Source organism: Antribacter sp. NEAU-D49 (assembly GCF_057158775.1).
In genome coordinates, this window is record NZ_JBXTSN010000009.1 from 106409 (window position 1) to 130952 (window position 24544).

A 24544-nucleotide genomic window follows, 5' to 3' on the forward strand; every position below is an offset into this window, starting at 1 on the left:
TGAAAGCGGGAAGATCCAGCCTGATCCTGGTCGCCTGGCCGGGTAGGTGGCCTCGCGCGCCTTGAGGAGTTTGGCCCATTGGCCTCTCCGGGTCAGCGTCGCGGCACCGTGAACACAGGCTCGGACCGGATGGTCCGGTGCGGCAGCTTTAGACGTTCCTGGGTCATCATCTGCAGGACCGAATGCCCCACGCCGAGCGGCAGTGACGCAGTCGAGTGCGCCAGCGCCAACGGCATCACAGCGTTCTCGTACATGCGCGTTCGCAGTCCGTCGAGGACCTCGCAAACAATCCGCAGGGTCGGGTACGCCTCGAACGACTCGGCCGCGCCCTTGGCCTCGTAGGGCTTGACGTCTGGTGCTGGCGGCACAGTGATGACCAGGGTGCTGCCAGTGGCGGTCTTGTAGACGAAGCGGCGGCCGTAGAACTCGTCGGTGCCGTACTGATGGGACTCGGGAAGGCCCTGGATCCGGTTGATGTACTGGTTGGTGAGCCGCATGACCGACCGGGCGGGCAGCGCGTCGGCGATCATCGCCGCGTGCTCGACGAACGCGCCTGACTTCTCGATCCCGACCAGGAACGGGCCGGCCTTGCCCTTCTCGGCCGCGGCCTGCGCGACGCCTGCGTGGTAGTCGATCAGGCTCCTGGACAGCGGGGCGGTGGTGCCGTGGATCGCCAGGGGGCCGTCAGTGACGAAGAGTGTCTGCTCCAGCACGTCGAACCGCCCCTTGGTGAAGAAGTGGTCCATATAGCACAGCGTCATGAGCCGTTCGGCCATGTTCATCAGCCGTGTCAGCGGGGTCGTGTTCGACCCTTCGGGCTTGTACTCGTCGTGGGTGCGCAGCACGTCGGCGAGGTAGAGCCGGGTCTGGCAGCGCGGGCAGGTGCCGCCCGCCTTAGTGACGAGCAGCTCGTCGCCCTTCTTCGTGGAAGCCTCGCAGTCGGGCGCCGGGCAGACACCCAGCCGCACGGGACGGACCGGCTGGCCCGCTCCGGCGATCATCTGGAGCAGCGCATCGGCGATGGTACGTGAGTCCTCGTCGTCGAACCGGGTCGTCTGCAGGAACGCGTCGACCTCCGAGCGCCAAGTGTCGACCCCGGTCATCCCCGGCTTGATCAGTCGGGCGCCGGGCAGGGCCGCGTCGAACGCGTAGGAGTTGTACGCGTTGCGCAGCCGTGCGGGGTCGACGAACCGTTCGGTGCTCAGGGACCGGTACTCCTCGAGGTTGACCATGGACCCAGCGACCCGCAGGTAGCCGACCTTGACCGACGGGTACTCCCGGGTCGCGACAACCTCGGTGTCCGAGCCATCGACTGTGATGGAGAACAGCACGTTGTCGATCGGCGCGACCAGGGGGAGGTCGTCCAGCGAGGTCACGAGCGGGTCGATGACCTCCGACGGAGGTGGGGCGACGGTGACTTCCCACCGTTCGAGGGCCTGGGCGACCTTCTCGTTATTGACGGTGGGGATGTGACCGATGCGTGAGGCGCGCTCGCCAGCGAACGGCATCAGGCCTCCTCGTCGAAGACGTGCTCAGGCAGCCCAGCCGCGACCCGCGCCTCGTTGACCATCGAGTGGTCGAACTTGGCGACCTGGACCGGCACGATGTACGGGCTGGAGTAGGTCTTCAGGCGCACGAAGCCGACATCCTCGACCTTGGTCAGCTGCCGGGCGAACGTGCCGAAGTCGTAGTAGTGCGACAGCTCCTTTGTCTCGATGTCGGAGTTCAGGTGCGCGATGAGCCAGTTCGACGTGTTCGACAGGATGCGCTTGTCGACCGAGGAGACCTCCTGGGTCGCATAGATCAGGCCCATCTTGTACTTCGCAGCTTCCTTGGACAGGCGGACCCACGGGTCGTCGGCGACGTTCTTTCCCGCGCTGCGCTCGAATAGGTTGTGCGCTTCCTCGACGATCACCTGCATGCGAACAGGGTCCTTGCCGTCACGGAACCGGCCTCCGGCACGCTCGAGCACCGCAAGCACGATCCGCTCGGACATGAGTTTGGCGACGCGGTCCGATCCCGACGACAGGTCGACGATCGACAGGCGACCGAGGCTCATGTCGTCCCAGACCTGCTCGATGATGTCACCGCTGGCCAGCGGGCTGTGGAACTCCCGGACAGCCTTTACAGCCGCGATCACGCCGGTGCCGCCGGTGCGACCCTTCAGAAGATCTGCGAACTGGACGTCGTCCACCCACTTCTGGAGCAGCTTCTCCGGCCGACCGGTCTCCTTGTCCTTCTTCGACGGGTGGTCCTGCCCGAGGTTCTCGACGATCCAGTCGAGCAGGTCTGAGGCGACCTTCGAGTCCGGGACGCGGACCTGCCACGACTTGGGCCCCTCGCCCAGACCTCGCACAGCGCTTCGTGCCATGGTCGCCGCCTCGTTGTTGAGCGTCACTACCAGTCCCCGCCAGCCCTTGCGGCTGTCGGTGATGGGACCGTCGACCGCGGCCTGGTGGAGCAGGCCGTAAACAAAGAGCTTGTACCGCTCGAGTTTGGCGATGCCGCTGTAGTCGCTCGGGTCGGGCTCCTCGACCGAGACGGTCTTGAATCCCTGGATGTAGTTAGCGTTGGAGGACACCCCTTCGAGGATCTGGCCCTGGACCAGGGACCAGACCATCTGGAAGACGGCCAGGTCGAAGAAGTTGATCTGCAGGGCGCGTTCCTGCGGCGTGTCCGGGTCCGGTCGCATCTTGTAGATCCGCACCGAGGTCTCGTCACCGAGGAGTCGCAGACCCGTACCGTCCTGCTCGTTGATGTTCGCGTACTCGCCCTGCGGGTCGAAGATCAACTGACCGATGCTCTGGCTGTTCTCTGAGGCGTACCGGTGCACGGCGGTCACGAGCGTCTTGATCGTGTTCGACTTACCGGTGCGGGTCATCCCGAACACGGCAGTCTTGCGTCCGATGAAGTCCGAAACGTGCACCCGAACCGGGGCCCGGTCGGTGCCGGCGAGCTGAGCCTTGCGCCGGGTGGAAGCGAAACGCACGGTGCCGATCGAGATGCGGTCGCGGTCGTCCTCCGGGTCGGGGTACGACGCGATCCGCGAGAGCGTGTCCTGGGAGGGCAGGAAGACCTGGTACTGCGCCGAGGCGACGACGTTGTCTATGTCGGCGCCGAACTTCACCGTGGCGTCCAGGTCGTCGGACTCGGTGTAGAACGTGCCCAGCACGTCGCATTTAAACGCCGACTGCTGCAAAGCGTTGCGAGTCCAGGTGTCCTCGCCGATGATCGCGTCGAACCCGACACCGTTGACCCCGGCGTCCCGCACGACCTCCAGGCGTGTCTGGGTCAGCTCGGACTCGTTTGGCAGCGGGGTCGTGTCGGCCACGCGCAGGAGGATGACCTCCTGGTCCTCCAGCACGTAGGTACCGTTGACGTGCTTGCACGCGGCAGCGAGCAGGAACCCGCCGCGGGGGATGCCGCCGGCCTGGGACTTCTTGTAGTCGTCGGTGAGCACGACGGCCGAGTCGTAGTCGAGGTGGTAGATGCCCCCGACGACGTGTGCGCCGTCGTTGATCAGCTTCGTCAGCGGCTTACGTGCCTCGGCGGAACTCGACACCAGGGAGGTAATGCTGGTCATGAAGGTGACTCCTCGCTCGCGGTGGTGCTGGGCGCTGGCAGGTTGGTGAACAAGACCTCACGGCCGGGCTGCGGCTCGGTGCGCCCGCCGCCCTTGGCGGTATAGGTGTGCAAGGGCCGGAACCAGCGCACACCCCGGTGGGCGCGGTAGACCGCGACGAACGCGGGCACCTCGTCGTACGACAAGATCCACCGGTGCTCCTTCTCCGAGCACAGGTATTTTGCAAGTTCCTGGTGGTCGTCCTTGGTGAACGCCAGGTTGTACAGCCGGTCCGCCTTCTCGAAGTACGGCGGGTCCAGATAGATCAACGTCGACTTCGCCGGGTACGCAGTCGCCGTTGTGTCGAGCTTCTCCAACGTCTCCTTCCAGCTCGCCTGCCAGACGTCCAGGATCTTGCCGGACTCGCGCAGGCTGCGGATTGACAACAGCTGACGCTCGAGCTGGTCCTTGTTGAACCGACAGTCGATCTTGTAGTTCGACGTCTGCGCCCGTCCGCCGATGGGGCCGGCGCGGCCGTGGAGGATGCCGGAGAACGTCGTGCGGTTCAGGAACAGGCACTTCAAGGCGTAGTCGCGCTCGTTGTCCGGTTCCGCAGCCCGCCAGTAGTCCCACCGCTCGACGCTGATCTCTTCGGCTTTCATGGCCTCGATCAGCCAGTCGGTGTCATCGGCCGCGACCTTCCAGAAGGACGCAATCAAGGGGTCAAGGTCTGCCAGGATGACGTTCGATACGACCCCGAGCTCCAGGAGGCGCAAGGAAACCGAGCCACCGCCGGTGAACGGCTCGACAAACAGGGAGGGAGAGGGGCTGCTCGCATTCATGAGTGCCTGCAGGGCGGGCACCATCCGTCGCTTGGAACCCGGATACCGCAGCGGGGACATCGCATCTCTGGACCTAGGTGCGGGTGGGGCCTCATCCAGGGGCTCTGGCTCATCCGTGAGTTGTGCAACGGGCACGCTTGAGTCCGTCGTCACTCGGATAAGCTCCTTCGCCGGTATACGGTCTCGGCTGTCTGCCTGAGACGTATCCGCGCAGGCCAGACGGGTAGGAGCCCATGCTAGTCGATCATTTGTGCTATGGCGCGCAGCCCACGCGCCCGACAGCCGATCCGCACCTTGACGGCGACCAACGCCTCGCTGACGCGACCGCATCGCACGCCCCAGTGACATGAGCCGCACAGTACTCGTAGAGACTGACACCGACGCCCGAAGTGGGCAAATCTCACCCTCCCGCGCCGAATTGGTTCCATTGATGACGTCGCGCTACCTCGTTCCTCCGTGGGCGTGACACCTCGCCCCGCGTCAACCACAGGTCCGCCGAGCTCTGACGGCTGCGATTCCACTGCCCTGCGCCCAGACGAGTCGATTCAGCACCCTGCCGACGGGCGTTCGACGCCCGGCCATTTCGAACCGCCTCCACACCAGTCCAGCCTGGGGAAGCCCAGCCGGACGGTACTGCTCCGACGGGCACGACCACCGGCACGGAGGCGACACCATGAACAGGACCAAAGCTCGCACGTCGACGAGGGCGCTCGTAGCTCTCGACATCGACGGCACCCTTGTCGATGGCCAGGGGCAGGCTTCCCCCGCGACATGCGGCGCTCTCGGCCTGGCACGCGCGTCCGGCCACGAACTTGTACTGGCGACGGGTCGGTCACTGGCAGGGCTTCTCCCCGTCGCGCGGCAGCTCGACCTCGCTGATGGCTGGGCCGTCGCATCGAACGGGGCCATCCTGGTGCGCTTGGACTCGAGAGCGCCTGGCGGTTACCTCCTCGAGGACGTCCACCTCTTCGATCCCCGCCGGCTCATCCGCCGCGCCCATGAACTCCTTCGCGGGGTCGTCGTCGCGGTGGAGGACGTCGGTGTCGGGTGGCGTGTCTCCAGGCGTCTACCGGACTGCGCGCTCAATGGCGAACAGCGCATGGCGTCGCTCGCCGAACTGTGCGCCGCACCCGCCTCACGGGTTGTTCTCGTCGCGCCCGGCATCCGCCGCTTCACGGACGCCCTTGCGGCAACCGGAGTGACCGTGACTCCGGCCGGCTCCGACTGGCTCGACGTCGGCGGGCCTGGGGTGTCCAAGGCGGCCACGCTCGAAGTCGTGCGTCAGCGTCTCGGTATAGCTGCCGCGGAGACCGTGGCCGTGGGCAACGGCGTGAACGACATGTCCATGCTGCGATGGGCGGCCACGTCGTACGCGATGGGAGACGCTCCCGCGATCGTGCGCCATTCCGCAGGTTCGATGTGCGGGACTCTGCAGCAGGACGGAGCAGCCGACGTCCTACGCGCCCTCGTCCCAACCGCAGCCCTGGAGCCGAACCTGTCTCCGCTGGCGGCGCAGCTTGTAGCAGCCGTCGATACGGCGCCCTCCGGTGTCACCTTGCGCGTGTGGCACGGTACAGGGGCCGCCCTGACCAGCGTCACCGCCTGGCTGCTCGACGATGGGCCCTGGCGCGTCCACACCGCCGTCCCGGCAGGCGTCGGCACCTCGATGCGAGACATCGAGAACGCAGCGCGCGACGCCGGGCTCGGGTACCCCTACGGCGATCTCGGCCTCAACGCGCGCTGGAGGCGCACCACCCTCACGGATGGACCGACGTCCTACGAACTGCCGGTCTGGCGCCCCTGACCGAGCACACGTCGGCGGCGAGTTCGACATCTGTTCGGCACCGAGGCGTTCCACTGCGCCCGTGTACCGTTTCATGATGGTGCCGCAGGTCATCAGCCTGATGACTCGACCACGTTGCCGAGACGTTCGGATGTTCCGTCATGGTTGTTCGCTGCAGGTTCGGTCAGACGCGCACCACCGCAAGGACGCGAGGCGTGAGGGGGACGCATGCCCGGGACTGTCCAGAGGTGGACAGGCAGAGAGTCGCGCGCGCTTCGCCAAGCCATGCGGCTGAGCGTGCGCGCGTTCGCGTCGCACCTCGGCGTCACCGACCGGGCAGTGTCGAAGTGGGAAGCGGGCAACCGTGATCGCGTCCCTGGCCCGGAATCCCAAGCGATCCTCGACACCGCATTCGATCACGCGGACGAGAACACTCGTGCTCGTTTCTGGGAGGAGCTCGGCCTCCGACCGTCGCAGCGTGGTCGTTGCATCGCCATCGTGCCCGACGTGGACCCGGCCATGATTGCCCGGCCCGACGACCTCGAAGCCATGATCGACGTCGTCCTCGAGGCCAGCAGGGCCGCAAGCGGCCAGCTCGTCGCGATCGCCGGCCCCGGCGGGTTCGGGAAAACGACTCTCGTCACCCAGGCGATCCACGACGAGCGCCTCACGGAGCTGTTTTCACAGATCCTCTGGGTCGAGACAGGTGAGGACTGCTCACCCGCGCGCGTTGCCCAGCTGATCTCCGACTTGTGCGTCCACCTCGACGGCACGAGGCCAGAGCTGACCGACCCCGACCAGGCGGGGTATCACCTCGCCCGGGTGATCGGCGACCGCAAGGTTCTCCTGGTCATCGACAATGTGTGGTCCGGAGCCGACCTCTCGCCGTTCCTGATGGGCGGACCGCACTGCCTGCGCATCGTGACCACCCGCAACGTGCGCGTCGCACCGAGCAGCGCTCGGGTGATCCGACTGGGCCCCATGCGCCACGACGAGGTCGCCGAGCTGCTGCGGCGAACCGTCCCCGAGGCGCCGCCGTCCATGCTCGGGCAGGTCGCAGCTATGTGCGGAGGCTGGCCACTGCTTGCCACCCTCGTCGGCGCGAGCGTCAACGGCGACGTCTCTGCGGGCGCGACAGCGCAGCAAGCCCTGGACATCGCGAGCCGCGCGCTCCGCTCCCACGGACCGCAGGCATTCGACGTCTGGGACACCGACCAGCGCAAAGTTGCGATCGGTCACGTCATCTCCACGACGCTTCGCGCTCTGGACGACAGCGTGCGGATCCCCGGCGCCGACAACCTCAGCGAGCGCTACCTGTCCCTGGCGGTCTTCCCGCCTACCACCCCGATCCCGCTGGACGTCCTGACTCAGTGGTGGGGCGCGACTCACGGCTGGAACGCGGTAACAGTTCGGCAGTTCTGCAAGGTACTGGCAGACCGGTCGCTCCTGACCGCCTATCGAGCCGACACCGACCTGATCGTCCTGCACGACGTGTTCCGCGCTTACCTCCGCACCCTGGTTGCCCACACCCTGCCCGAGCTCCACCGATCTCTGCTCGATGCGCTGCGCCCGGCCTCCGGATGGACGGAGCTCGCTCCGTCCCGGACCTTCGAGTGGACGCATCTCGCGTACCACCTCGCGGAGTCTGGAGACGTCCAGCAGCTGGCAGACGTCCTCGGCAATGCGCAATATGTCATCGGTAAGGCGACCGTCTGCGGGGCTCACACGCTGCGCGCCGACCGCGACCTGATCACCGCAGCCCGCGACACCGCGGCGAGCACCTCCGCCGTCTCCGCACTCGACCGGGCCTATCGGATGACGTCCCAGGGCTACCTCCTGCACGGTCAGCAGAACGCCCCGGACATGGCAGCCACACTCCAGATCGCCCTCGCTCGGGCGAGCAACGAGGACCCGGGGATCCTCGAGGGCATCACGGATCGCACTGGGATGGCCTACAGCTGGGTGCTCCCGGTCGACGACGCCGGGAGCGTCGGCCACGTCGGCACCGTCGTCTCTGTAGCGGCTCACGGGAATCTGCTCGTGTCCGGCGGCGAGGACGGTCTCGTCCGGCTCTGGGATCTGGGCACCCGGGAGCTCGTCCGATGGCTGCGCGGGCACACTGGATGGGTCCACGCGGTGGCGATCTCGCCGGACGGCGCCACGATCGCCTCCGCCGGTGAGGACAACGCGGTTCGCCTGTGGTCGGTGGAGGACGGGACACAGGTCGGAATCCTCGCCGGGCACGCGAAGCGCATCCGCGCCCTGGCGTTCCGCCGCCAGGCTGCCGAACTGGTCTCCGGGGCCGAGGACGGGCTGATCCGAACCTGGGACCTGCAGACACTGACACTCGCCCGAGAAGCGAGCACACGGGGTATCGGTATCTGGTCCGTCTCGCTCTCGGACGACGAGACCCTTGTCGCCGCGAGCGGTGAGGACGAGTACGTCCGGCTCCTCGACCTTCACACCGGCGACCTCCTCGACGAAGCCGCCCTGCATCGGAGCTGGGTCCGGTCGGTACGGTTCCTGCCCGACGGGCACCTGCTCGTCTCGGCGTCCGCGGACGGAACAGCCCGAACGTGGGACACCCGGGCTCGGCGGCTGGAGCCTCGATCCGTCCTCGATGCTGCTGGCGAGCGTCTTCGTGCACTCGCGTATCACGGTGGCCAGATTGTGACCGCCGGCGAGGACGCGGTTGTCCGCGCCCACGGGAACGGAGCGTCGCACGTCCGGATGCCGGTAGGGATCAACTGGGTCCGGACGGTCACTTCGACCACTCACGGGTTGGCTGTCGGGTGCGAGGACGGGAGCCTGCGGCTCTGGGACCCGCGGCGCCCGGAGTCTCTCGACGTCATCGCGGCGGGGCGCAACACGACGTGGTCTGCTGCGTTCACCGACCAAGGACGCCAGCTCGCCCTCGGACGGGCCGACGGGACCGTTCAGCTCCGCGAGACAACAACCGGAGCCCACGTGACGACGCTGGCAGCCGGGACGGGCCGAGCGTGGGCGCTCGCCTCGTCGGGGCCATACCTCGCCGCAGCATGCGGTGACGGCCTTGTCCGCGTGTGGCGGCACGAGGAATCGCTCGTGGAACTGAACGACGACGTCCTACTGACGTGGTCCGTCGCGATCTCGGAGGACGGCGGGCGCTTGGTCGCGAGCGATACGGACGGACACGTGCGGGTGTGGTCGCTTCCCGACGGGGCGCTCGTTTGGGACCAGGACGCCAAGGCAGGGCGTGTGCGCTCCCTTGCGGTCTCGTCCCAGGCAGGCATCGTCGCGGCGGCAGGGGGCGACGGAGTCGTCCGGACCTGGGACCTCACCACTGGCAACGAACGCCGGACAATCTCGGTCCCTGGCTGGGCCCGTGCTGTTGCTCTCGACCACGACGGTGCCCGGATCGCCGTCGGAGCAGGGACCGGCGACATCTTCGTGTACGACGACAGTGCGGGCGAGCCGAGCCTCACACTGACCGGCCATCGCGGGCGGGTACTGATGATCGGGTTCGCAGACAGAGGCACAACATTGGTGTCGACCGCAGCCGACGGAACGGTCCGGCGATGGGGTCTTGACGGCCAGCCAACCTCGCAGGTCAGGGTCGACGCCAGCGCGCAGTGCGCTGCGTTCGACCCGTCAACAGGGCACGTGGTCGTCGCCAGCTCGGCTGGTGCCGTGCTGCTCCGGATTGCCGATACGGAAGGAACAACCACGTGACCCAGGCCAGCGGCCTGCCGACGACTGCCACCGAGGCAGAGCCGATCCTCTCGAACGCGCCCGGCTCGTTCCCGGAAGGGGTCCTGCTGCGGCGGCATCCCGACATCATCGCGACCGTCCGCCGTCTCGTCCCCTATCCGCGCGCGAGCCAGGAAGCGCTCGACGGGCTGCTGGCCACGCTCGACGGAGCGATCCCGGAGCTGCCCGAGGACGCCCACGACGCGACGTTCTGGCGTGACTCCGCGGCCGGCTACGTCGGCCAACGGTGGGTGGACGTGCCGTTCCTGTGGGCGGAGTCGTACTTCTACCGGCTGCTGCTGGAGGCGACGGGCTACTTCCAGGACGGCCCGTGGCGCGGCGTAGACCCGTTCGCCCCGCAGAAGCTCGCCGAGCTCGATTCCCCCGAGCTGGCCCGTGACCTGAAGAACCTTGGCGCCCTCGTAGATGCGCCACCAGTTGAGGGACTACGCGCGGCGGTGTCGGCCTCCCTGTGGGGCAACCGGGCCGACCTCGGGTTCCGGCTCTCCGACCCGGCTTCGACCGACCGCGACCAGGTCGACGACCTCGTCGCCGACGACTCGGCCACCCTGTGGCGACTCCTGGGCTCCGGGCCGGGCGCAGTGCACCTGGTCGCCGACAACGCAGGCCGAGAGCTCACCTCCGACCTCGTCCTGATCGACCGCCTGCTGGCGACGGGCCGCGCAGCCACGGTGGTGCTCCACCTCAAGCCGCACCCCTACTACGTCTCGGACGCGAGCGTGTCCGACCTGCTGACCGTACTGCGGCGCCTCACCGCCACCGCCGGGGCGGCAGCCGGGATCGCGGACCGGCTGCGGACAGCGCTGGCGTCCGACCGGCTCCAGGTACGGGCGCACGAATTCTGGTGCACCCCCGGAACGTTCCACGAGCTGCCGACCGACCTGGTCGACGAGCTGTCCGGCGCGGCCGTCGTGATCGTCAAGGGCGACCTGAACTACCGCCGGCTCGTCGGCGACCTGCACTGGGACCCGACCACGCCCTTCGCCGACACGGCGGCGCACTTCCCGACCCCCGTCGCCGCCCTGCGCACCCTGAAGTCCGACGTCGCCGTCGGCGTCACACCCGACCGACTCGAACGGCTCGAGAACGCGACCCCCGGCTGGCGCACCGACGGCACCCACGCCGTGATCCACGTCAGAGACTGACCGCCCCAACGAAACGAAGCCCGCCCTCCGCCACGGAGGGCGGGCTTCGACGCGTTCCCCGGTCAACGGACCGAAAACGGGTTCGACATGGGTTCGGCGCCTGTGCACGGCTGGGACATTTCCTGTCGGGTGCGCAGGGAGGAGGCTCTTCACCAGGCACGACGCCGCAACTCCACATCGTGGGGTGACCACGAGCCGAAAGAGGACCACATGACGGACCACCCGCCAGTTGCAGACCTCCTAGCGCACGAGACGAGGCTGCCCAAGTCCGCATCGATCATCGAGGCGTTCCGCAGCGAGACCGAGCCGGCCGACGACGTGCTGCGCATGGCCGCACGCCTCGCCCACCAGCACCAGCTCCAGTGGGACGCCGAGACCATCAGCCGCGACCAGTCCGCGAGCGCCGAGGCGGTCGCGGTGTCGAAGCGGACCATCGACGCTCTCAACGCGGGACGGTCCGCGATGATCGAGCGCCTGGACACGGAGATCACCGCGCGCCTGTCGGCCGCTCCGGCGTCCGCGCCTCTCCACACGGAGACGCTCGGTTCGGTCATCGATCGGCTCGGGATCGCGTGGGTGCGCGCCAACAGCCTGATCGACAACGGCACGAAGGACCGCGCGCGGCAGGCTCTGGACCAGCTTCGTGAGCTGGCCACGGCCTACGACGACCTGCTGCGCGAGGTGACCTCGGGCGCCCGCCGGGTTCCCGACTGGCGCCTGCTGAAGCAGTACGAGGCGGCGTCATGACCACGCTCGCATCGCACCCGCTGACGATCACGATCAACGGCTCCGACAACGTCGGCAAGACCGCACAGCTCGCTTGGGTAGCCGGCGGGATTCCCGGAGCGCACCACGTCGGCAGCGTGAACCGCTGGGACAGCCGCTGGGCTCAGGTCGGTGGACCTGGGTTCTCGCAGTGGTGGTTCGAGGACTCGACGACGGAGGAGCACACGGAGCTCATGGTGAGCAGCCACGTCGCGCGCAGGGCGGGCAGCGGTCCCCTCGCGCTCGAAGATCGTGGTCTGCCGATGATCCTCGCGACCTGCGCGGCCACGGCGATGATCAAGGACGGCCTGGGCCCGGCGGAGGCCCTCGCCAAGGTGTCCGGTATCGCGGCACGGCTCGCCCAGCCGGCGCCGAGGCATGAGATTCACGTGCTGCTGCGTCGGCATGACGACCCGGCGCTGGAGGCGGAAGCTTCCGCTGCGCGGGAGGTCGAACCGGTCGGTGAGCGGTACCGGGCGTACCAGCATGCGCTGGCACTGGTCGTCGCGCTGCAGGCGGAGCGTGGGGCGTACGACATCGAGCTGTGCCTGGGCGACCTGCCGATCCTCGATGTCCAGCGCATGATCCGGCAGCGGCTGGCCGACGGTGGTGTGCCTGTCCGTCCGCTACCAAACCCGCCCATCGATCAGGTGTGGATCCTCGGCGGCATGTCGGAGTCCGGCAAGAGCACTGTCGGGGAGCTCCTGCGCGACGAGCACGGCGTGACACGGCTCAAGATCGGCTACATGCTCCAGCTCGCCGCGATGCGGGTCGGCGGCGCCGACCCGTACGAGTGGTCTGCGGCGGAGCAGGCCGGCCGCCTGACCGAGGAGATCCTCCTCTTCGCGGCGGCAAACAAGGCGACCACCATCAGCCTTGAGAGCGCGCACCAGCTCGAGCAGACGCGGCACCTGCGCTCCACATGGGGACCGCGGTGCCATGTCGTGTACGTCGACGTTCCGGGTGAGCAGCGCGTCGAGCGTGCCCTCGAGAGCAGGGCAGAGCTCCGCCAGCGCGATGTGATCAAGGCGTCCCGTGGCGCGGAAGAGATTCGCGATATCGCCGACCACGTGATTGACAACAGCGGGTCCCTCGCCGCGCTGAAGCTGAAGGTCGCCGCTCTCGTGACTGGGACCAGCGTGGCGCAGGTCATCCCGCCACCGTGGCGGCCGGTCAACGACGCCGAGTGGTTGCGCTCGGCCGCCGGAGATCTCACCGACCCGCTCACCGCGCTCGTGATGGCGACGGGATCGACGGGTAAGCGCACCTGGATCGACGGCTGGAGCGACGTCGACCTGCTCGTCGTCCGTGACGAGTTGCCCGCGGAGTGGCTCCAGGCAGCGACAGCCCGGGTCGCTCGCCCCGGCCACAAGGTTGGGCTGTCTGCCTTTACGACGGCTGACCTCGCTGCGCTTCGCCTTCCTCCACGACTGATCAGTGCGCTGCGGAAGGCGCAGGACGGCACCGGCGTCCTGTACCGGCGTGACGACGTCGCGCTGCCGATCGCGAGCGAACTCGTCGCGGACGCTGTCAGCCGTGGCGAGCTCGGGCTCGTCCTCCTCCACTCCCGTCGCCTGCTCGCCGCTCCGAACGTCGATGTGCGAGCCCTGTACAAGCACCTCGTCCACCTCGCCCGGATCCTGCTCGGCCCCGACGGTCTGGCGGCCGAGCCGTCCGAGGTCATCGAGATCCTTCTCCGTACCGAACCTGGGCTCTCATGCAGCCCCCCGAACCTCGACGACATCGTCAACCACGCCGAGGACCCGACCGTCCAGCGGCGGCTCATCGACGCCGTCGACGCCGTCCTTACCCACCTCGACACGATCGGCAGGGCTCCGCGATGAACAGCACCGACCTCTCCGCCCCGACCTTCAGCGCCCGACGCGTCCGCCGCCTCGGTGTCCCAGAGCACGCCCGCTCCGTACGCATCGTCCATGACCTCGATGGCATCCAGGAAGAGGTTGCCCCCGACCTGCTGATGAGCACGGGTGACGCTCTGTGGGCGCGATGGGTCCACAGTCCCGCGTTCACTCTGCCGGACCTGCTGATCGGGCTGGATGCCGGCGGAATCCTGCCGACAGTCGCGGTGTCGATGACTGCCGGTCTGCCGTACAAGCTCGCCTGGAAGCTCGACCTCGACCTGCCGGACAAGGCACGTTTCAGCGAGCCGCACGCCCGCAGGACCGACGTCTACACCTATGGCGACCTCGCTGGCCGCCGCGTCCTGATCGTCGACGACGAGGTCACCACGGGTCGCACTCTGGCCAACCTCATCCAGGTCCTGCGCGATGGTGGCGCCGAGGTGACCGGCATCGTCTGCCTGATCGAGGACAGCAGTGGCGATGCGCGCACGCTGATGGACACCCTCAAGGTGCCGCTGTGCACGCTCACCACGATCTGACCTGCGCTCCCGCGGGTACGACGACGGTGACCGGTGGTCCCGTCGTCGTACCCCGAGCACACACGCCGATCGGGCAGCTCCTCCCCTACCACCGAGCCGGCGGAGGCGCCCCGGAACCCCAAGCGGTGCCCGACGGCGGGTGGACCGTCGGTATGGGCGGCGGCGCCCTCGGCGACACGCTCCTCGCGCTCGGTGCCGTCGCGGCGCTCCATGACGCTCGACCCAACGACGACCTCCTCTACGAAGGCCCTCGGGCGAGCCTCTTCGCCCGTTCTAGTCTGCCGTTCACCATCCGATACCGGCCGGGCACCGAGCGGGTGCTGGTCGGCGGAGGTGCTGAGATGTTCACCGCCAACCCCGAGGGCCCACCCACGTGGCTCGATGTCATCGACGAGGACCGCGTCGAGGTTCACGCGGCTGTGCCGATGCGCTTCTATCTCCAGATCGAGCAGGAGCTGGGCCTGCGGCTCCCACAGAATTCGGCGCCGGCTCCCACGTTCCTCGGCCACGGTGACGTCGATCCATGGCACGTCGTGCTCGTCACCGCGACGAGCTGGCCCGGGCGCAAGGACTACGGGCTCGACGGCTTCGACGAGATCACCCAGTACCTCGCTGACGTCCGCCCGGGGCCTTGGCGGTTCACTGTCGTCACGGGCCAGGACGCATCCTTGGATGCCCCATCCGGCATGGCGGTCGCCAGCGGGTTCGACGCCGTCGAGTGCCTGGACCTCTTCGCGACCGCCGCGGCCGTAGTCGGCAACGACACCGGGCTGACTCACCTTGCTGCACTCACTGAGCGGCCGGACGGCACGTGCCCGCAGGTGGTCGGCCTCTACGCCCGGCACTCCTATGCAAAGTGGACCACCGGCAGGACGAACCATCACGCGGTCGCGGCGCCGTTCTCACGGATGCTCGCACTGGCCGACCGGTGCCCGGTCCGAGACCGGCTGGACGACTCCGTCTGGGGTCCTGCGGCGGACCTCCGCACGATCCCCGCTGCGACTGTTGCCCGCCTTGTCCTACATGTCCTCGACCGGTGGTGACGGCTCATGCTCAGGCTCTGGCGCCACCGCACCTACACACGCAACCACACGTGGTACCTCGACGTCGGTCGCCGCCGCTTCTTCCTCAAGGCCAATCCCAGCAGGGTTGAGGCCCGGCAGGAGCGTGCTGGCTATGTCGCGATCGCCGACCTGTACGAAACACCGCGCCTGCTCTGGGCCGGCGGCATCGGCACGTGGGCGCTGCACGTCTCCGAGCGGTCGCCCCACGTCGCCGACGGCCTGCTGCTCGTCGATGCAATCGCACGTGCCGAGGCGAGCCGGGAACTCGGCGACCTCGACCTGTTCCTCGACGCCGTCCTGACGCGCTACCGGACCACGATCCTTGCCACGGCTCGGCATGTCCCTGGCGACCAGACGGTCGGCAAGCTCTACCGGGACCGTGCCGCGCGGAGCGGACGCCTCGACGACTATTACTCCACACGGGAGCCCTGGGCACTTCCCACTGGGCCGTGGTGGCCCGACGGCAGAGAGCTCGTCGTCAACGGAACGCGCCGGCGCCCGGACCTGGCCGTCACCATCGATACGCTCCGCCGCCACCTGTGCACGGACGCACGAGTCTGGGGAGCTGTCACCCAGGGCGACCCAACGGACTTCAACCTCGCCTGGTCAAGGTCCGCAGGAGCGCTGTGGTTCGACTACGACACTGCCGGGCTCAACGCGATCGCCGGCGAGTTCGCCTGCTTCCTCGTCTACCAGCTGCTCCATGGGCCGTGGCTCACACCGCGCTACAACGTGGCGGCTTTCGACGACCACCCAGAGGCTCTCGCCCGCACTGCCTACGACCACCCCACCGTCCGAGCCGAACCGACCGGCGGAACGGTCGCCCTCTCTTACGGACTCGACCCGGGTCCCGTTCGGACGCACGTCGTACACCGCTACCTCACGGAGCTGGTGCTCCCAGTCGCTCAGACGCTCGGTATCCGAGACGTGGACACATGGCTGCGCCCTTACCTCCTCATGCGGCTGCTTGCCGTCTACGACATCGCGACCCTTCGGCCCGAGGACGCTGCGCTGATGCTCGCACTTGTCGCAGACCTGTCCGATGACACGGTCAGCGTCGCCGCAGTCTTTCCGACCCTGGGCACCAGACCGACAGGAGCGACCCGATGACCGACCGTCCCCTCGCCGTCGTCACCGGAGCCGGTACCGGGATCGGAGCCGCGATCACCGGACGCCTGGCAGTCGATCACGACCTCGTCCTTACACACCTGGACGACGACGCGAACATCGCCGACGTGGTCGCCCAGGCCGCCATCCACGGTGCGCACGTGAAAGCGATCATCGGGGATCTCACCGCGGTCGCGACGGTCGACGCACTTTGCGAGGCAGCCGGGAACAGTGAGGCACCGCTGCGCGCGCTCGTCTCGAACGCGGGCGCCTACCCACGAATCGCATGGGACGACTACGACCCGGAGACCTTCGCGCGGCAGATCGAGGTCAACCTGCTGACCCACGCGGCAGTCATGCACCGCCTCACACCGGGCCTCGCCGACGGACAGGGACGGATCGTCGCTGTCTCCTCGGTTCTGACGCAGGTGGGACGCGTCGACCTCGCCGGATACATCGCTGCCAAGTCGGGCCTCGAGGGCCTGGTCCGTGCGCTCGCCCGCGAGCTCGGAGCCGACGGCATCACCGTCAACTGTGTGCGTGCCGGATCCATCGAGGTCCCCGCCGAGCACGCTGTCGTCCCGGACCACCAGGCCATGGTCGGACGCCAGCTCGCACGCCAGGCGATCCAACGACGAGGTACCCCGGCGGACATCGCCGGTGTCGTCGCGTTCCTGCTGTCCGACGACGCATCGTTCATCACGGGTCAGTGCCTCACCGTCGACGGAGGGTGGCACCTGTCGTGACCGACAAGATCCTGTGGATGCGCCACGGTACTTGCGCCGACGGGTACCACCGGCCTGACGCGCACGCCCGGCCGGCCAGCCTGCTGACCCGTCTTGGCGCTCGGCAAGCCATCCGCGCCGCTGAGGCGGTCACCAGCACGGTCGACACCGCCGGCTTCACCGTGGTCTCCAGCACGCTCGTGCGCGCGCGCAGCACTGCGCGGATCGTCGCGGACCACGCACAGATCAGCCTGCTTCCCGCCGACCCCGTCTTCGACGAGTGGCGCGCCCCAGCCTGCGTGCTCGGTCGCGCGCCAGCACAGTACCCCGACGCGTACGTCGACTGGCGCAGACGACGATACGACCACCCCGATGAGGCGTTGCCCGGCGGTGAAAGCCTCACCGCCTTCCGCGACCGCGCCCTGCACGCGCTCCGCACCGCAACGGATCTCGCCACCACCCACGGCGGCGTCATCGTCGTCTCGCACCGTTTGCTCATCGGGGCCGTATCGGCACTACGCACGGGCGTTCGCCACCCCTCGGAGGTCTTCGAGGCTGCCCGCACCTTCACACTCAACCCTGCCGCGCTCCACCACCACGATCTGGAAGGAAGTCTGCGATGAGCACCATCGACGACCGTCGGACAGTCCCGCACGAGGCACCGCATGAGTCCGCGGTCCGTCATGAGCTGGCAAGACTCCTGACGACGACACCCATCCCGGCGGCAGAACTCGCGGACAATCTCGCGCTCTACGTGCACGGCAAGACGCTCAGCGACATCCTCGCGATGGAACAGCTCTACCGGAGGATCCGCAACGTCCCAGGCACCATCTTCGAGTTCGGTGTCCACCGCGGTCGTCACCTGGCCACGTTCACGGCGCTCCGGATGCACCACGAGCCGTACAACCCGCACCGAAGGATCGTCGGCTTCGATACGTTCACCGGCTTTCCCGATGTCAGCGAGAAGGACACAACGGGCAGTGCCGCCCCCGGCAGGTTCGCCGTCGAAGACGCATACACGGATCACTTGCGCGAGGTACTCGCCACGCACGAACGGCTGGAGCCGCTCGGTCACATCCAGCGCACACAGTTGGTGGAGGGCGATGTTCGCGAGACCTTGCCGCAGTACCTGGCGGACAACCCACACACCGTGGTCGCCCTCGCCTACCTCGATCTCGACCTCTACGAGCCCACGCGGGAGGTCCTTGAGCAGATCCGTCCGTACCTAACCAAGGGCAGCGTGGTCGCCTTCGACGAGCTTGGCCATGCCAAGTGGCCGGGAGAGACGTCCGCGCTGCGCGACACGCTCAGCACGGACGTCTCTCACCTGCGCCTTCTGCCAGGACACGCCACTCCGGCGTACCTGGTCTGGGAAGGCTGACCATTCCCGCGTCAGGCCCCGAAGCCGGCCTCCGCCAGCAGCGCATCCCGGTTGGCCAGTACGAACTTCTTGAGCTCGTCGGGCTTGAGGTCGATCGCCTCGAGGGAGTCGTCACTCAGCGGCACGCGATCAAGGTCGTAACTGCCACGCTCAGGCTTGCTGAACTCGGAACCGTACCGCTCCGTCAGGTTGAGGGAAGTAAGGCGGGCGACGAAGAAGTGCTGGATCGCAACGCCGTTCTCCGTTCGGTCCGACGACAGGAAGACCTGCTGGTAACCGTCCGCTGTGGCGCCGAGCTCTTCGGCGAGCTCGCGCCGGAGAGCTGCCTCGACGGAAGCGTCGGACTGCTCGACACCGCCCCCGGGCGAAGTCCAGTAGGGCTCTTGGCCGGGCTTGGTCCGCTTGATGAGTATCAGCCTGCCCTCGTCGTCGATCACGATGCCGCGTGCTCCTCTGCGCCCCACCGCGACAGCCTGCGCAACGCTCATGTGTTGTCCCCCGTCTCTCTGTCCGGGCGGCATCCACCGCCCGTGCCCGGCCTACAACGCTAATGACCACACCCGCATGGCGCGGCCATCGTGCGGTGTCAGTTCGACGCCTGTTCGACAGGTCGGACGCCGTTGCTCGAATCCCGGCGGGACGAGACCGATACGTGGCGACACAGGTCAGGCCGCGTCGGACACGAGGACCCGCGTCGGCAGCTCGACCGCCCGACACCAGTGCGTGGGGAACGGACGGTCTTCCATGATCGGAAGCCCGATCACCCCATCGAGGTAGTCCTCGTAGCGCGCGTCGGAGAACGCGCTCATCAGATGCATGTCGCCGAGAATCCCGCGGCACGCGTAGCACTGGAATGCGTCGTACGACCCACCAGCCGTGTGCGAGTACGTCATGGCCATAGGCGCCAGCTCAGCCCGTCCTCGGGCCCACGCCGTGACATGGGCAACGACGTCCAGGTCGCGTTGGGCACGCTTGTCGAAGAGCGGACCGCTGACCGACTCCTCGATGTGGAGACCGCAGCGCTGACAGTCGTGGGCTTCACGATCGACCTCCCACACCACGGAGACGGCGTCGCACTCGCGCTTCCAGCACGGGTACGCCAGCACGTCGATGAGGCGCACTACGGGTGCGGTCCCGGTGTGCAGCTTGAGCGCGCCACTCAGGAGGTCCTCGATCACCTCGGTCATCGGATGTTCCGTCCAGATGTACCTCTCGTCCCGCCACGACGGCTCAGTAAGGACGGACCACGACTCGTCCTTCGACCTGACGCGTATGACAGGGAGCCCAGTGTCGACACTGGGCGGCTTGTCGGGGGTGAACCAGAAGCTCTCGATCCCCATTGCGGCGTATCGGGCGACGCGGGCCCGGTACTGCCGGGGAGACTGGTGAGTGATCTGAGCCTCAAGCACCAGAAGTCTGCCGTCAGATTCGCAGAGCACATCGGCCCACGAGCCGTCCGGTAGAAGAGCTTCGGTCCGCGCCGTCCAGCCAGCAACTTCTGCCCCGTCGCGCAACGCGTGCTTCAGGCTGAGATGCGCGGGCGACTCCCGGTCCGACCCCGAGGCCTTCACGCGGGCCTGCCGGCCTTGAGACGCTCGGCCTGCCGCTCACGCCACTCACGGACCTCGGCCTCGTCCGCGGCTTCGTGCTCGGAGCATGCGGATTCGGGATCGGCAACGGACGCACGCGCGATTGTCGGAACCGGAACGGCTTGATCGTGAGTACCGACCGTCACGATCCCTGCCGACGGTGGCAATGTGACGTGGAGGTGCCCGTTCGGAAGGAGGTGAAGCGTGTATGAGCCGATCGTGACGACGTCGGTCTTTACAGCCTCTCTGAGCCAGGAGGTGTCGGCGGCCTTGATCGGCCAGCTCTCACCACGACGCCAAGAAAGTTCGGCAGGCAGGCGTAGACCAACCACGGCCCGGGCCCACTCGACAGCGGCAGTCTTGAAAGCGATCCGTCCATCGAAGGTTTCCTGATGGTGGATCGCGCGCACGTCTACCACGACGTTCGATGACACCGCGACGAGGTAGTCCGCGCTGCGCCGCAGCCTCGTCACGTCGTCGAGCATGACTTCGTTGTGAAGGTCGCCGACGATGTTCCTGACTCGCTCGTCGGACCATCCCTCCGCCGGGGGCAGGTGCGATCCGCGGATCGGCCAGCCTCCCTCGACCGCGTCGAGACGTTCCCGCTCGGACTGTGCCTTCGGCCACGACCGCCCCACGTTGACGATGATCATCGCCGCCTCTTCCGACTCGAAATGCATTCACTTCCGACTATAGACGATGCATTTGATGCACGGCGGGAGGAGCTACAGGCTCGGAAGGCCGGGGGTGCGTCGCCGGGCCTCCGGGTAGTTGTTTCGTCGTACCCGGCTCGCGATCTCTCGCAGCCACACGCCCAAACGCCGGGCGTCGTCGCGCTGGGTGAGGCGGGTGGGTGCGTCTCCGAGCGGGGTGTCGCTGGTGATGCCGTACTTGTCGCGGTAGGCAGCGACGGCGGTGACGAGCTGCTTCCAGTCCTGGTCGGCGGCGCCCGCCGGTCTTGACGGAAGGTGCCGTGTCCATGGTTCGCGGTCGCGGATCGCTCGCGCAGCCAGGGCCTGGGCGCGTTGTTCGATGAGCCGGGCGCGGGCCTCCAGCGCGTCGTTGACGTCGTCCGGGAGTGTGCCGAGTGCCTGGGGGATCAGTCCGGCGATCAGGTGTGGCCGGTGGGTTGCTGGGCGGGTTGTGGCGTGCTCGATCCGCTGGTGGAGGACTGCGGCGACGTCGTCCGCGTCATACAGCGTCCGGCCTCGGGCGAAGCGTGGGAGCAGGGTCTCGACGTGGTGGCCGTTGGCTTCGGCGCGGCGTAGCTGGGCGCACAGTGGTCCGAACGCGTCGGACTCCACCACCGCGGCGACCTCTACCCGTGTGAAGTCTTGCGCCCTGAGGGTGTGGGTGACGAGGTGTTCCCAGCGGGGGCGTTGGGCGAGGTTGGCGATGGTGTCGTACTCCGCGGCGAGCCTGGGGATCGAGGCGTACTGCTCGTGCTCGGCGTGTCGGGTCTCGTGGGCGGTCGGCTCGGCGCCGGGGCGGGCGAGGATGCCGGCCAGGACCGCTCGGGCTCGGGCGAGGTCGGGGACCTCGCGGTCGGAGTGCCCAACGGCGGGGGCGTGGTTGTGGTCGTGGTCCGGCTGGTCGACCGGAACGAACACGACGTTCGCGTCCCGGCCTCTGGTGAGCGGGACGTACAACGCCTCCCGCGTCATGGCGGGGGTGGCGACGGTGTAGGCGGTGTCGACGGTCAGGCCCTGGGCGCGGTGAGCGGTGATCGCGTAAGCCAGGTCGACATGCTCGGCGACATAGGAGGCGGGCAGCCGCACCGTCCCGCCCGGGTGCGCGTTTGCTCGCCGGGCGTGCGCGGTTTCCCCGATGCGGTTCATGCGGGACGTGTTTGTGCTGGTGGGCGTTTTACGGGCGACCTCGTCGGGGTCGATGCGGCGGGCGGTCACCGACCCGTCGCGGTGCACCTGGACGACCTCCCAGAGGTTGCCGTTGCGGACCCACCCGCCGTGGCCGTGGCGCAGGCGGCGGTCGTTGCGGCGCGTCACGATCACGTCCCCGGCCGACGCCTCGACATCGGCCGCGAGGCGGGCGGCGCGCCCGTCGTCCACGGTCCCGGTGAGGAGGCGTTCGGCGCGGGCGCGACGGTTCAGGTCGGTGACCATCTGCCCGTCTGCCGCGATCAGCACCGAGACCTTCCCGGCGTCGGTGTCGGTCTTGCACGCCTCGTACGCGGCCCGGACCATCTCCTCCGTCGTGCCGGCTCGGATCCGGTCATGCTCCTCGTAGAGTGCGAGCACCCCGGCATCCCCGTCACGCAGGCGCAGGCTCGCGGTCTTCTCCCAGTCGTGGGTGAAGCGGTGGACCTCGGTGAGCTCCGGCACGTCCCCGGTCGCGCGCTTGCGTTCGGTGATGAGGAGGTTGAATGCTCCGCCGGTCTCGACTGCGGAAAGCTGGGCCGGGTCACCGACGAGCAGCACCTTCGCCCCGGCCTCGGCCGTGTCGCGGGTAATCGCGTCGAGAGTGTGGGTGCCGGCCAGGGACGCCTCGTCCACGATGACAAGCTGACCCGGCAGGAACACGACGAGGCCGGCGGCGTGGTCGGTGAGCCACTTGGCGGTGTTCTCACACCCGATCCGCAGCTCCCCGGCGAGGACTTCCGCAGCAGCGGCCGAGGGAGCGAGACCGACGACCGAACCGGTGCCGTGAGCGTTCTCCCACGCGGCGCGCAGCAGCCGCATCGTGGTCGTCTTGCCCGTCCCGGCCGGACCCACCAGCACGTCGACCACCCGGCCGGACGTCGCGACCGACACCACAGCCTCACCCTGCAACGGGGACACGATCCCCTGGCCAGTCGCGTCCTGGACCACCCTCCGCAGGAGGCTCCCTGCCACGGCCGGGCCGGTCGTGTCGGCCGCCAGGGTCAGCAGCCGCTCCTCGGCCCGGAGGACGGCTTCGCTGGTGTAGACGGTCGCGTGACGGGGTCGCAGGGTACTGGTCCCGTCCGGGCGGAGCAGGAACTCCGGCGTCGGAGCCAGGTCCGGCGGGGTCAACGCGACGCTGGACCCCTCCGCAGCCGACACGATCCGGGCCACTACCTGCATGCGGTCTTCGGCGGTGGTGAACCGCCAGGTGTTGGTCTGGCGTTCGGCTTCTACCCACAGGTTCCAGTGCCGCCACGTCGCCCGCTTGTCCCCCACCACCACCAGCACCGCAGCGGCAGCCTTCTCGATCGCCTCGTCCGGGACCTGGCCCGCCGAGGCCAACCGCGCCGCACCGGTGCCCGCGTTCCGGGCCGCGCCGGCCAGCAGACCCCGGACCCACGCCCGCGAGTCGCCGCCCAGGACGCAGGTCGCGCGTTGGTGCCACCAGTTCGTGAGGTCGCCGAGTGACCGCAGCGTCTTCGGCGGCCGCGTCGCCAGCGCGGCCTGCGCCCTGAGTTTGACGATGGTCCGCCGGGACGGCTGGCGCCCGTGCTTCTCGCGGTACTCGCGGATCAGCGCGTCGGCGCAGTGCTCGATCTCCACCGACCGCGAGGAGAACTCCGCGAGGAGGTCATCAGGGATGCCGTCGATCTCCAGCACCGCCGACCTGTCGCGGCCGCGCTGACGCCGCGACCACGTCACCCCGAGGGTCGCGGTGAGGCGGTCGGCAAAGACCGCGTTGTAGAACTCGGAGAACGCGACGTTCGCGTTGAACAGGGCCCTCGAGTCCAGGGTCCGCCACTTGCCGTCCACCACCGCCCGCACCTTGTTCGCCACCACCAGATGGGTATGCAGCTGCGGGTCGTGCGAGCGGGAGTCCCAGTGGTCGAACCCCATGCCCACGAGCCCAGTGACATCCACGTGAGCGACGGACCCGTCCCCGGCGTCGGTGCCGACACGGGTGCTGGCGATGTGGGCTTCGATGAACCGGATGGTCTCGGCGACGGCCTGGTGGTGCGCCGCCAGGATCAACCCCTGCGTGGTCCTGTCCGACAGGCCCCACAACACGCTCACGGACTTCGGCGCGGAGAACGTCAGGTCGAACCCCGCCGTCGCCGTCCGGTCCCCCGCCGCAACCTCCTCCGCGGTGATCACCTCCACCGCCGCCGCCCGCTCCTGCGGCGACAGCTCCGGATCGAGCTGGGCGACGCGTTCCTCGACCCGCTCCCCCACCGGCCGGTAGACCGGGTACCGGCGCCCCAGCGGCTCCGCGGTGATCGGGTCGACGCCCGCGCCCAGCAGCCGCTGCAAGTGCGTCGTAGTCACCCCATCCCCGGGAGCCAGCTCCCCGTGACCGAGATCCCGGACGGCGGCCCCGAGCCAGAACCCGGGCGGGGTCCCCGCCTCGGCGTAGTACGCCGCCACCGGATCCACCCACGAACCCGCCAACCCGTCAGCGGAGGCCGGGGCGGGGGCGTCGAGGTCGGCGTTACGCACCGACTTCAACAGGTACTCATACCCGTTGCCCGCACTCATCTTTCGCACCGA

Annotated in this window: 18 protein-coding genes and 1 pseudogene; 11 read left to right on the plus strand and 8 right to left on the minus strand. The window is 68.4% G+C overall.

Annotated features, from left to right (window positions below):
• Positions 1 to 92: 92 nt before the first annotated feature.
• From AC060K_RS09515 to AC060K_RS09525, 3 genes are read right to left on the minus strand one after another with little or no spacing between them, the layout of a single operon-like run.
• Positions 93 to 1508 (minus strand): hypothetical protein, encoded by a 1416-nt coding sequence (locus AC060K_RS09515; RefSeq protein WP_483765194.1) that lies wholly within the window; start codon positions 1506 to 1508, stop codon positions 93 to 95.
• Positions 1508 to 3583, minus strand: a complete 2076-nt coding sequence (locus AC060K_RS09520; protein ID WP_483765195.1) for an ATP-binding protein — start codon at positions 3581 to 3583, stop codon at positions 1508 to 1510. Before AC060K_RS09520 ends, AC060K_RS09515 begins: the two co-directional genes overlap by 1 nt.
• Positions 3580 to 4752, minus strand: a complete 1173-nt coding sequence (locus tag AC060K_RS09525; RefSeq protein WP_483765196.1) for a DNA adenine methylase — start codon at positions 4750 to 4752, stop codon at positions 3580 to 3582. Before AC060K_RS09525 ends, AC060K_RS09520 begins: the two co-directional genes overlap by 4 nt.
• 325 nt (positions 4753 to 5077) lie before the next feature.
• On the opposite strand from AC060K_RS09525, the gene AC060K_RS09530 reads away from it, so the two are divergent.
• The 11 genes from AC060K_RS09530 (at position 5078) to AC060K_RS09580 (ending at position 18525) form a co-directional block, all read left to right on the plus strand.
• Positions 5078 to 6208 (plus strand): HAD family hydrolase, encoded by a 1131-nt coding sequence (locus AC060K_RS09530; RefSeq protein ID WP_483765197.1) that lies wholly within the window; start codon positions 5078 to 5080, stop codon positions 6206 to 6208.
• 477 nt (positions 6209 to 6685) lie between these two features.
• On the plus strand, positions 6686 to 9898 hold the full coding sequence (locus AC060K_RS09535; protein WP_483765198.1) for an NB-ARC domain-containing protein: 3213 nt from the start codon (positions 6686 to 6688) through the stop codon (positions 9896 to 9898).
• On the plus strand, positions 9895 to 11082 hold the full coding sequence (locus AC060K_RS09540; RefSeq protein ID WP_483765199.1) for a damage-control phosphatase ARMT1 family protein: 1188 nt from the start codon (positions 9895 to 9897) through the stop codon (positions 11080 to 11082). Before AC060K_RS09535 ends, AC060K_RS09540 begins: the two co-directional genes overlap by 4 nt.
• A gap of 210 nt (positions 11083 to 11292) precedes the next feature.
• Entirely contained in the window at positions 11293 to 11829 is a 537-nt protein-coding gene (locus tag AC060K_RS09545; RefSeq protein ID WP_483765200.1) for a DUF4254 domain-containing protein, read from the plus strand.
• Positions 11826 to 13691 (plus strand): hypothetical protein, encoded by a 1866-nt coding sequence (locus AC060K_RS09550; RefSeq protein ID WP_483765201.1) that lies wholly within the window; start codon positions 11826 to 11828, stop codon positions 13689 to 13691. Before AC060K_RS09545 ends, AC060K_RS09550 begins: the two co-directional genes overlap by 4 nt.
• Positions 13688 to 14248, plus strand: coding sequence for a phosphoribosyltransferase (locus AC060K_RS09555; protein WP_483765202.1), 561 nt, complete (start codon positions 13688 to 13690; stop codon positions 14246 to 14248). Before AC060K_RS09550 ends, AC060K_RS09555 begins: the two co-directional genes overlap by 4 nt.
• Positions 14249 to 14373: 125 nt before the next feature.
• Positions 14374 to 15291 (plus strand): glycosyltransferase family 9 protein, encoded by a 918-nt coding sequence (locus AC060K_RS09560; protein ID WP_483765203.1) that lies wholly within the window; start codon positions 14374 to 14376, stop codon positions 15289 to 15291.
• Positions 15292 to 15297: 6 nt separating this feature from the next.
• Positions 15298 to 16422, plus strand: coding sequence for a hypothetical protein (locus AC060K_RS09565; protein ID WP_483765204.1), 1125 nt, complete (start codon positions 15298 to 15300; stop codon positions 16420 to 16422).
• Complete coding sequence (locus tag AC060K_RS09570; RefSeq protein ID WP_483765205.1) at positions 16419 to 17165, plus strand: SDR family NAD(P)-dependent oxidoreductase; 747 nt, start codon at positions 16419 to 16421, stop codon at positions 17163 to 17165. The genes AC060K_RS09565 and AC060K_RS09570 overlap by 4 nt, the downstream gene beginning before the upstream one ends.
• On the plus strand, positions 17162 to 17767 hold the full coding sequence (locus tag AC060K_RS09575) for a phosphoglycerate mutase family protein (RefSeq protein ID WP_483765206.1): 606 nt from the start codon (positions 17162 to 17164) through the stop codon (positions 17765 to 17767). The genes AC060K_RS09570 and AC060K_RS09575 overlap by 4 nt, the downstream gene beginning before the upstream one ends.
• The gene (locus AC060K_RS09580; RefSeq protein ID WP_483765207.1) at positions 17764 to 18525 is read left to right on the plus strand and encodes a TylF/MycF/NovP-related O-methyltransferase; all 762 of its coding nucleotides are present in this window, start codon (positions 17764 to 17766) and stop codon (positions 18523 to 18525) included. The genes AC060K_RS09575 and AC060K_RS09580 overlap by 4 nt, the downstream gene beginning before the upstream one ends.
• A gap of 11 nt (positions 18526 to 18536) precedes the next feature.
• On the opposite strand, the gene AC060K_RS09585 is transcribed toward AC060K_RS09580, so the two are convergent.
• The 5 genes and pseudogenes from AC060K_RS09585 to mobF all read right to left on the minus strand — a co-directional run bounded on the left by AC060K_RS09585 (position 18537) and on the right by mobF (position 24532).
• A complete protein-coding gene (locus AC060K_RS09585; RefSeq protein WP_483765208.1) occupies positions 18537 to 19013 on the minus strand; it encodes an NUDIX hydrolase in 477 nt (158 codons plus the stop codon).
• 177 nt (positions 19014 to 19190) lie between these two features.
• Positions 19191 to 19712 carry a hypothetical protein gene (locus AC060K_RS09590; protein ID WP_483765227.1) on the minus strand — a complete coding sequence of 174 codons (522 nt, stop codon included), beginning with the start codon at positions 19710 to 19712 and terminating at the stop codon, positions 19191 to 19193.
• Positions 19713 to 19850: 138 nt separating this feature from the next.
• Positions 19851 to 20096 (minus strand): annotated as a pseudogene (locus AC060K_RS09595) (competence protein CoiA family protein); the annotation flags it as partial.
• Positions 20093 to 20767 (minus strand): hypothetical protein, encoded by a 675-nt coding sequence (locus AC060K_RS09600; protein ID WP_483765209.1) that lies wholly within the window; start codon positions 20765 to 20767, stop codon positions 20093 to 20095. The pseudogene AC060K_RS09595 and the gene AC060K_RS09600, both read right to left, overlap by 4 nt.
• 72 nt (positions 20768 to 20839) lie before the next feature.
• Complete coding sequence (gene mobF / locus AC060K_RS09605; protein WP_483765210.1) at positions 20840 to 24532, minus strand: MobF family relaxase; 3693 nt, start codon at positions 24530 to 24532, stop codon at positions 20840 to 20842.
• Between the last annotated feature and the right edge of the window lie 12 nt (positions 24533 to 24544).

Excerpts from the sequence above, each read along its gene's own strand:
- AC060K_RS09545 (WP_483765200.1), top strand. The coding sequence starts at position 11,293 with ATGACGGACCACCCGCCAGTTGCAGACCTCCTAGCGCACGAGACGAGG.
- AC060K_RS09555 (WP_483765202.1), top strand. The coding sequence starts at position 13,688 with ATGAACAGCACCGACCTCTCCGCCCCGACCTTCAGCGCCCGACGCGTC.
- AC060K_RS09530 (WP_483765197.1), top strand. The coding sequence starts at position 5,078 with ATGAACAGGACCAAAGCTCGCACGTCGACGAGGGCGCTCGTAGCTCTC.
- AC060K_RS09600 (WP_483765209.1), bottom strand. The coding sequence starts at position 20,767 with ATGATCATCGTCAACGTGGGGCGGTCGTGGCCGAAGGCACAGTCCGAG.
- AC060K_RS09520 (WP_483765195.1), bottom strand. The coding sequence starts at position 3,583 with ATGACCAGCATTACCTCCCTGGTGTCGAGTTCCGCCGAGGCACGTAAG.
- AC060K_RS09570 (WP_483765205.1), top strand. The coding sequence starts at position 16,419 with ATGACCGACCGTCCCCTCGCCGTCGTCACCGGAGCCGGTACCGGGATC.
- AC060K_RS09515 (WP_483765194.1), bottom strand. The coding sequence starts at position 1,508 with ATGCCGTTCGCTGGCGAGCGCGCCTCACGCATCGGTCACATCCCCACC.
- AC060K_RS09585 (WP_483765208.1), bottom strand. The coding sequence starts at position 19,013 with ATGAGCGTTGCGCAGGCTGTCGCGGTGGGGCGCAGAGGAGCACGCGGC.
- AC060K_RS09580 (WP_483765207.1), top strand. The coding sequence starts at position 17,764 with ATGAGCACCATCGACGACCGTCGGACAGTCCCGCACGAGGCACCGCAT.
- AC060K_RS09550 (WP_483765201.1), top strand. The coding sequence starts at position 11,826 with ATGACCACGCTCGCATCGCACCCGCTGACGATCACGATCAACGGCTCC.
- AC060K_RS09565 (WP_483765204.1), top strand. The coding sequence starts at position 15,298 with ATGCTCAGGCTCTGGCGCCACCGCACCTACACACGCAACCACACGTGG.
- mobF (WP_483765210.1), bottom strand. The coding sequence starts at position 24,532 with ATGAGTGCGGGCAACGGGTATGAGTACCTGTTGAAGTCGGTGCGTAAC.
- AC060K_RS09525 (WP_483765196.1), bottom strand. The coding sequence starts at position 4,752 with ATGTCACTGGGGCGTGCGATGCGGTCGCGTCAGCGAGGCGTTGGTCGC.
- AC060K_RS09590 (WP_483765227.1), bottom strand. The coding sequence starts at position 19,712 with ATGACCGAGGTGATCGAGGACCTCCTGAGTGGCGCGCTCAAGCTGCAC.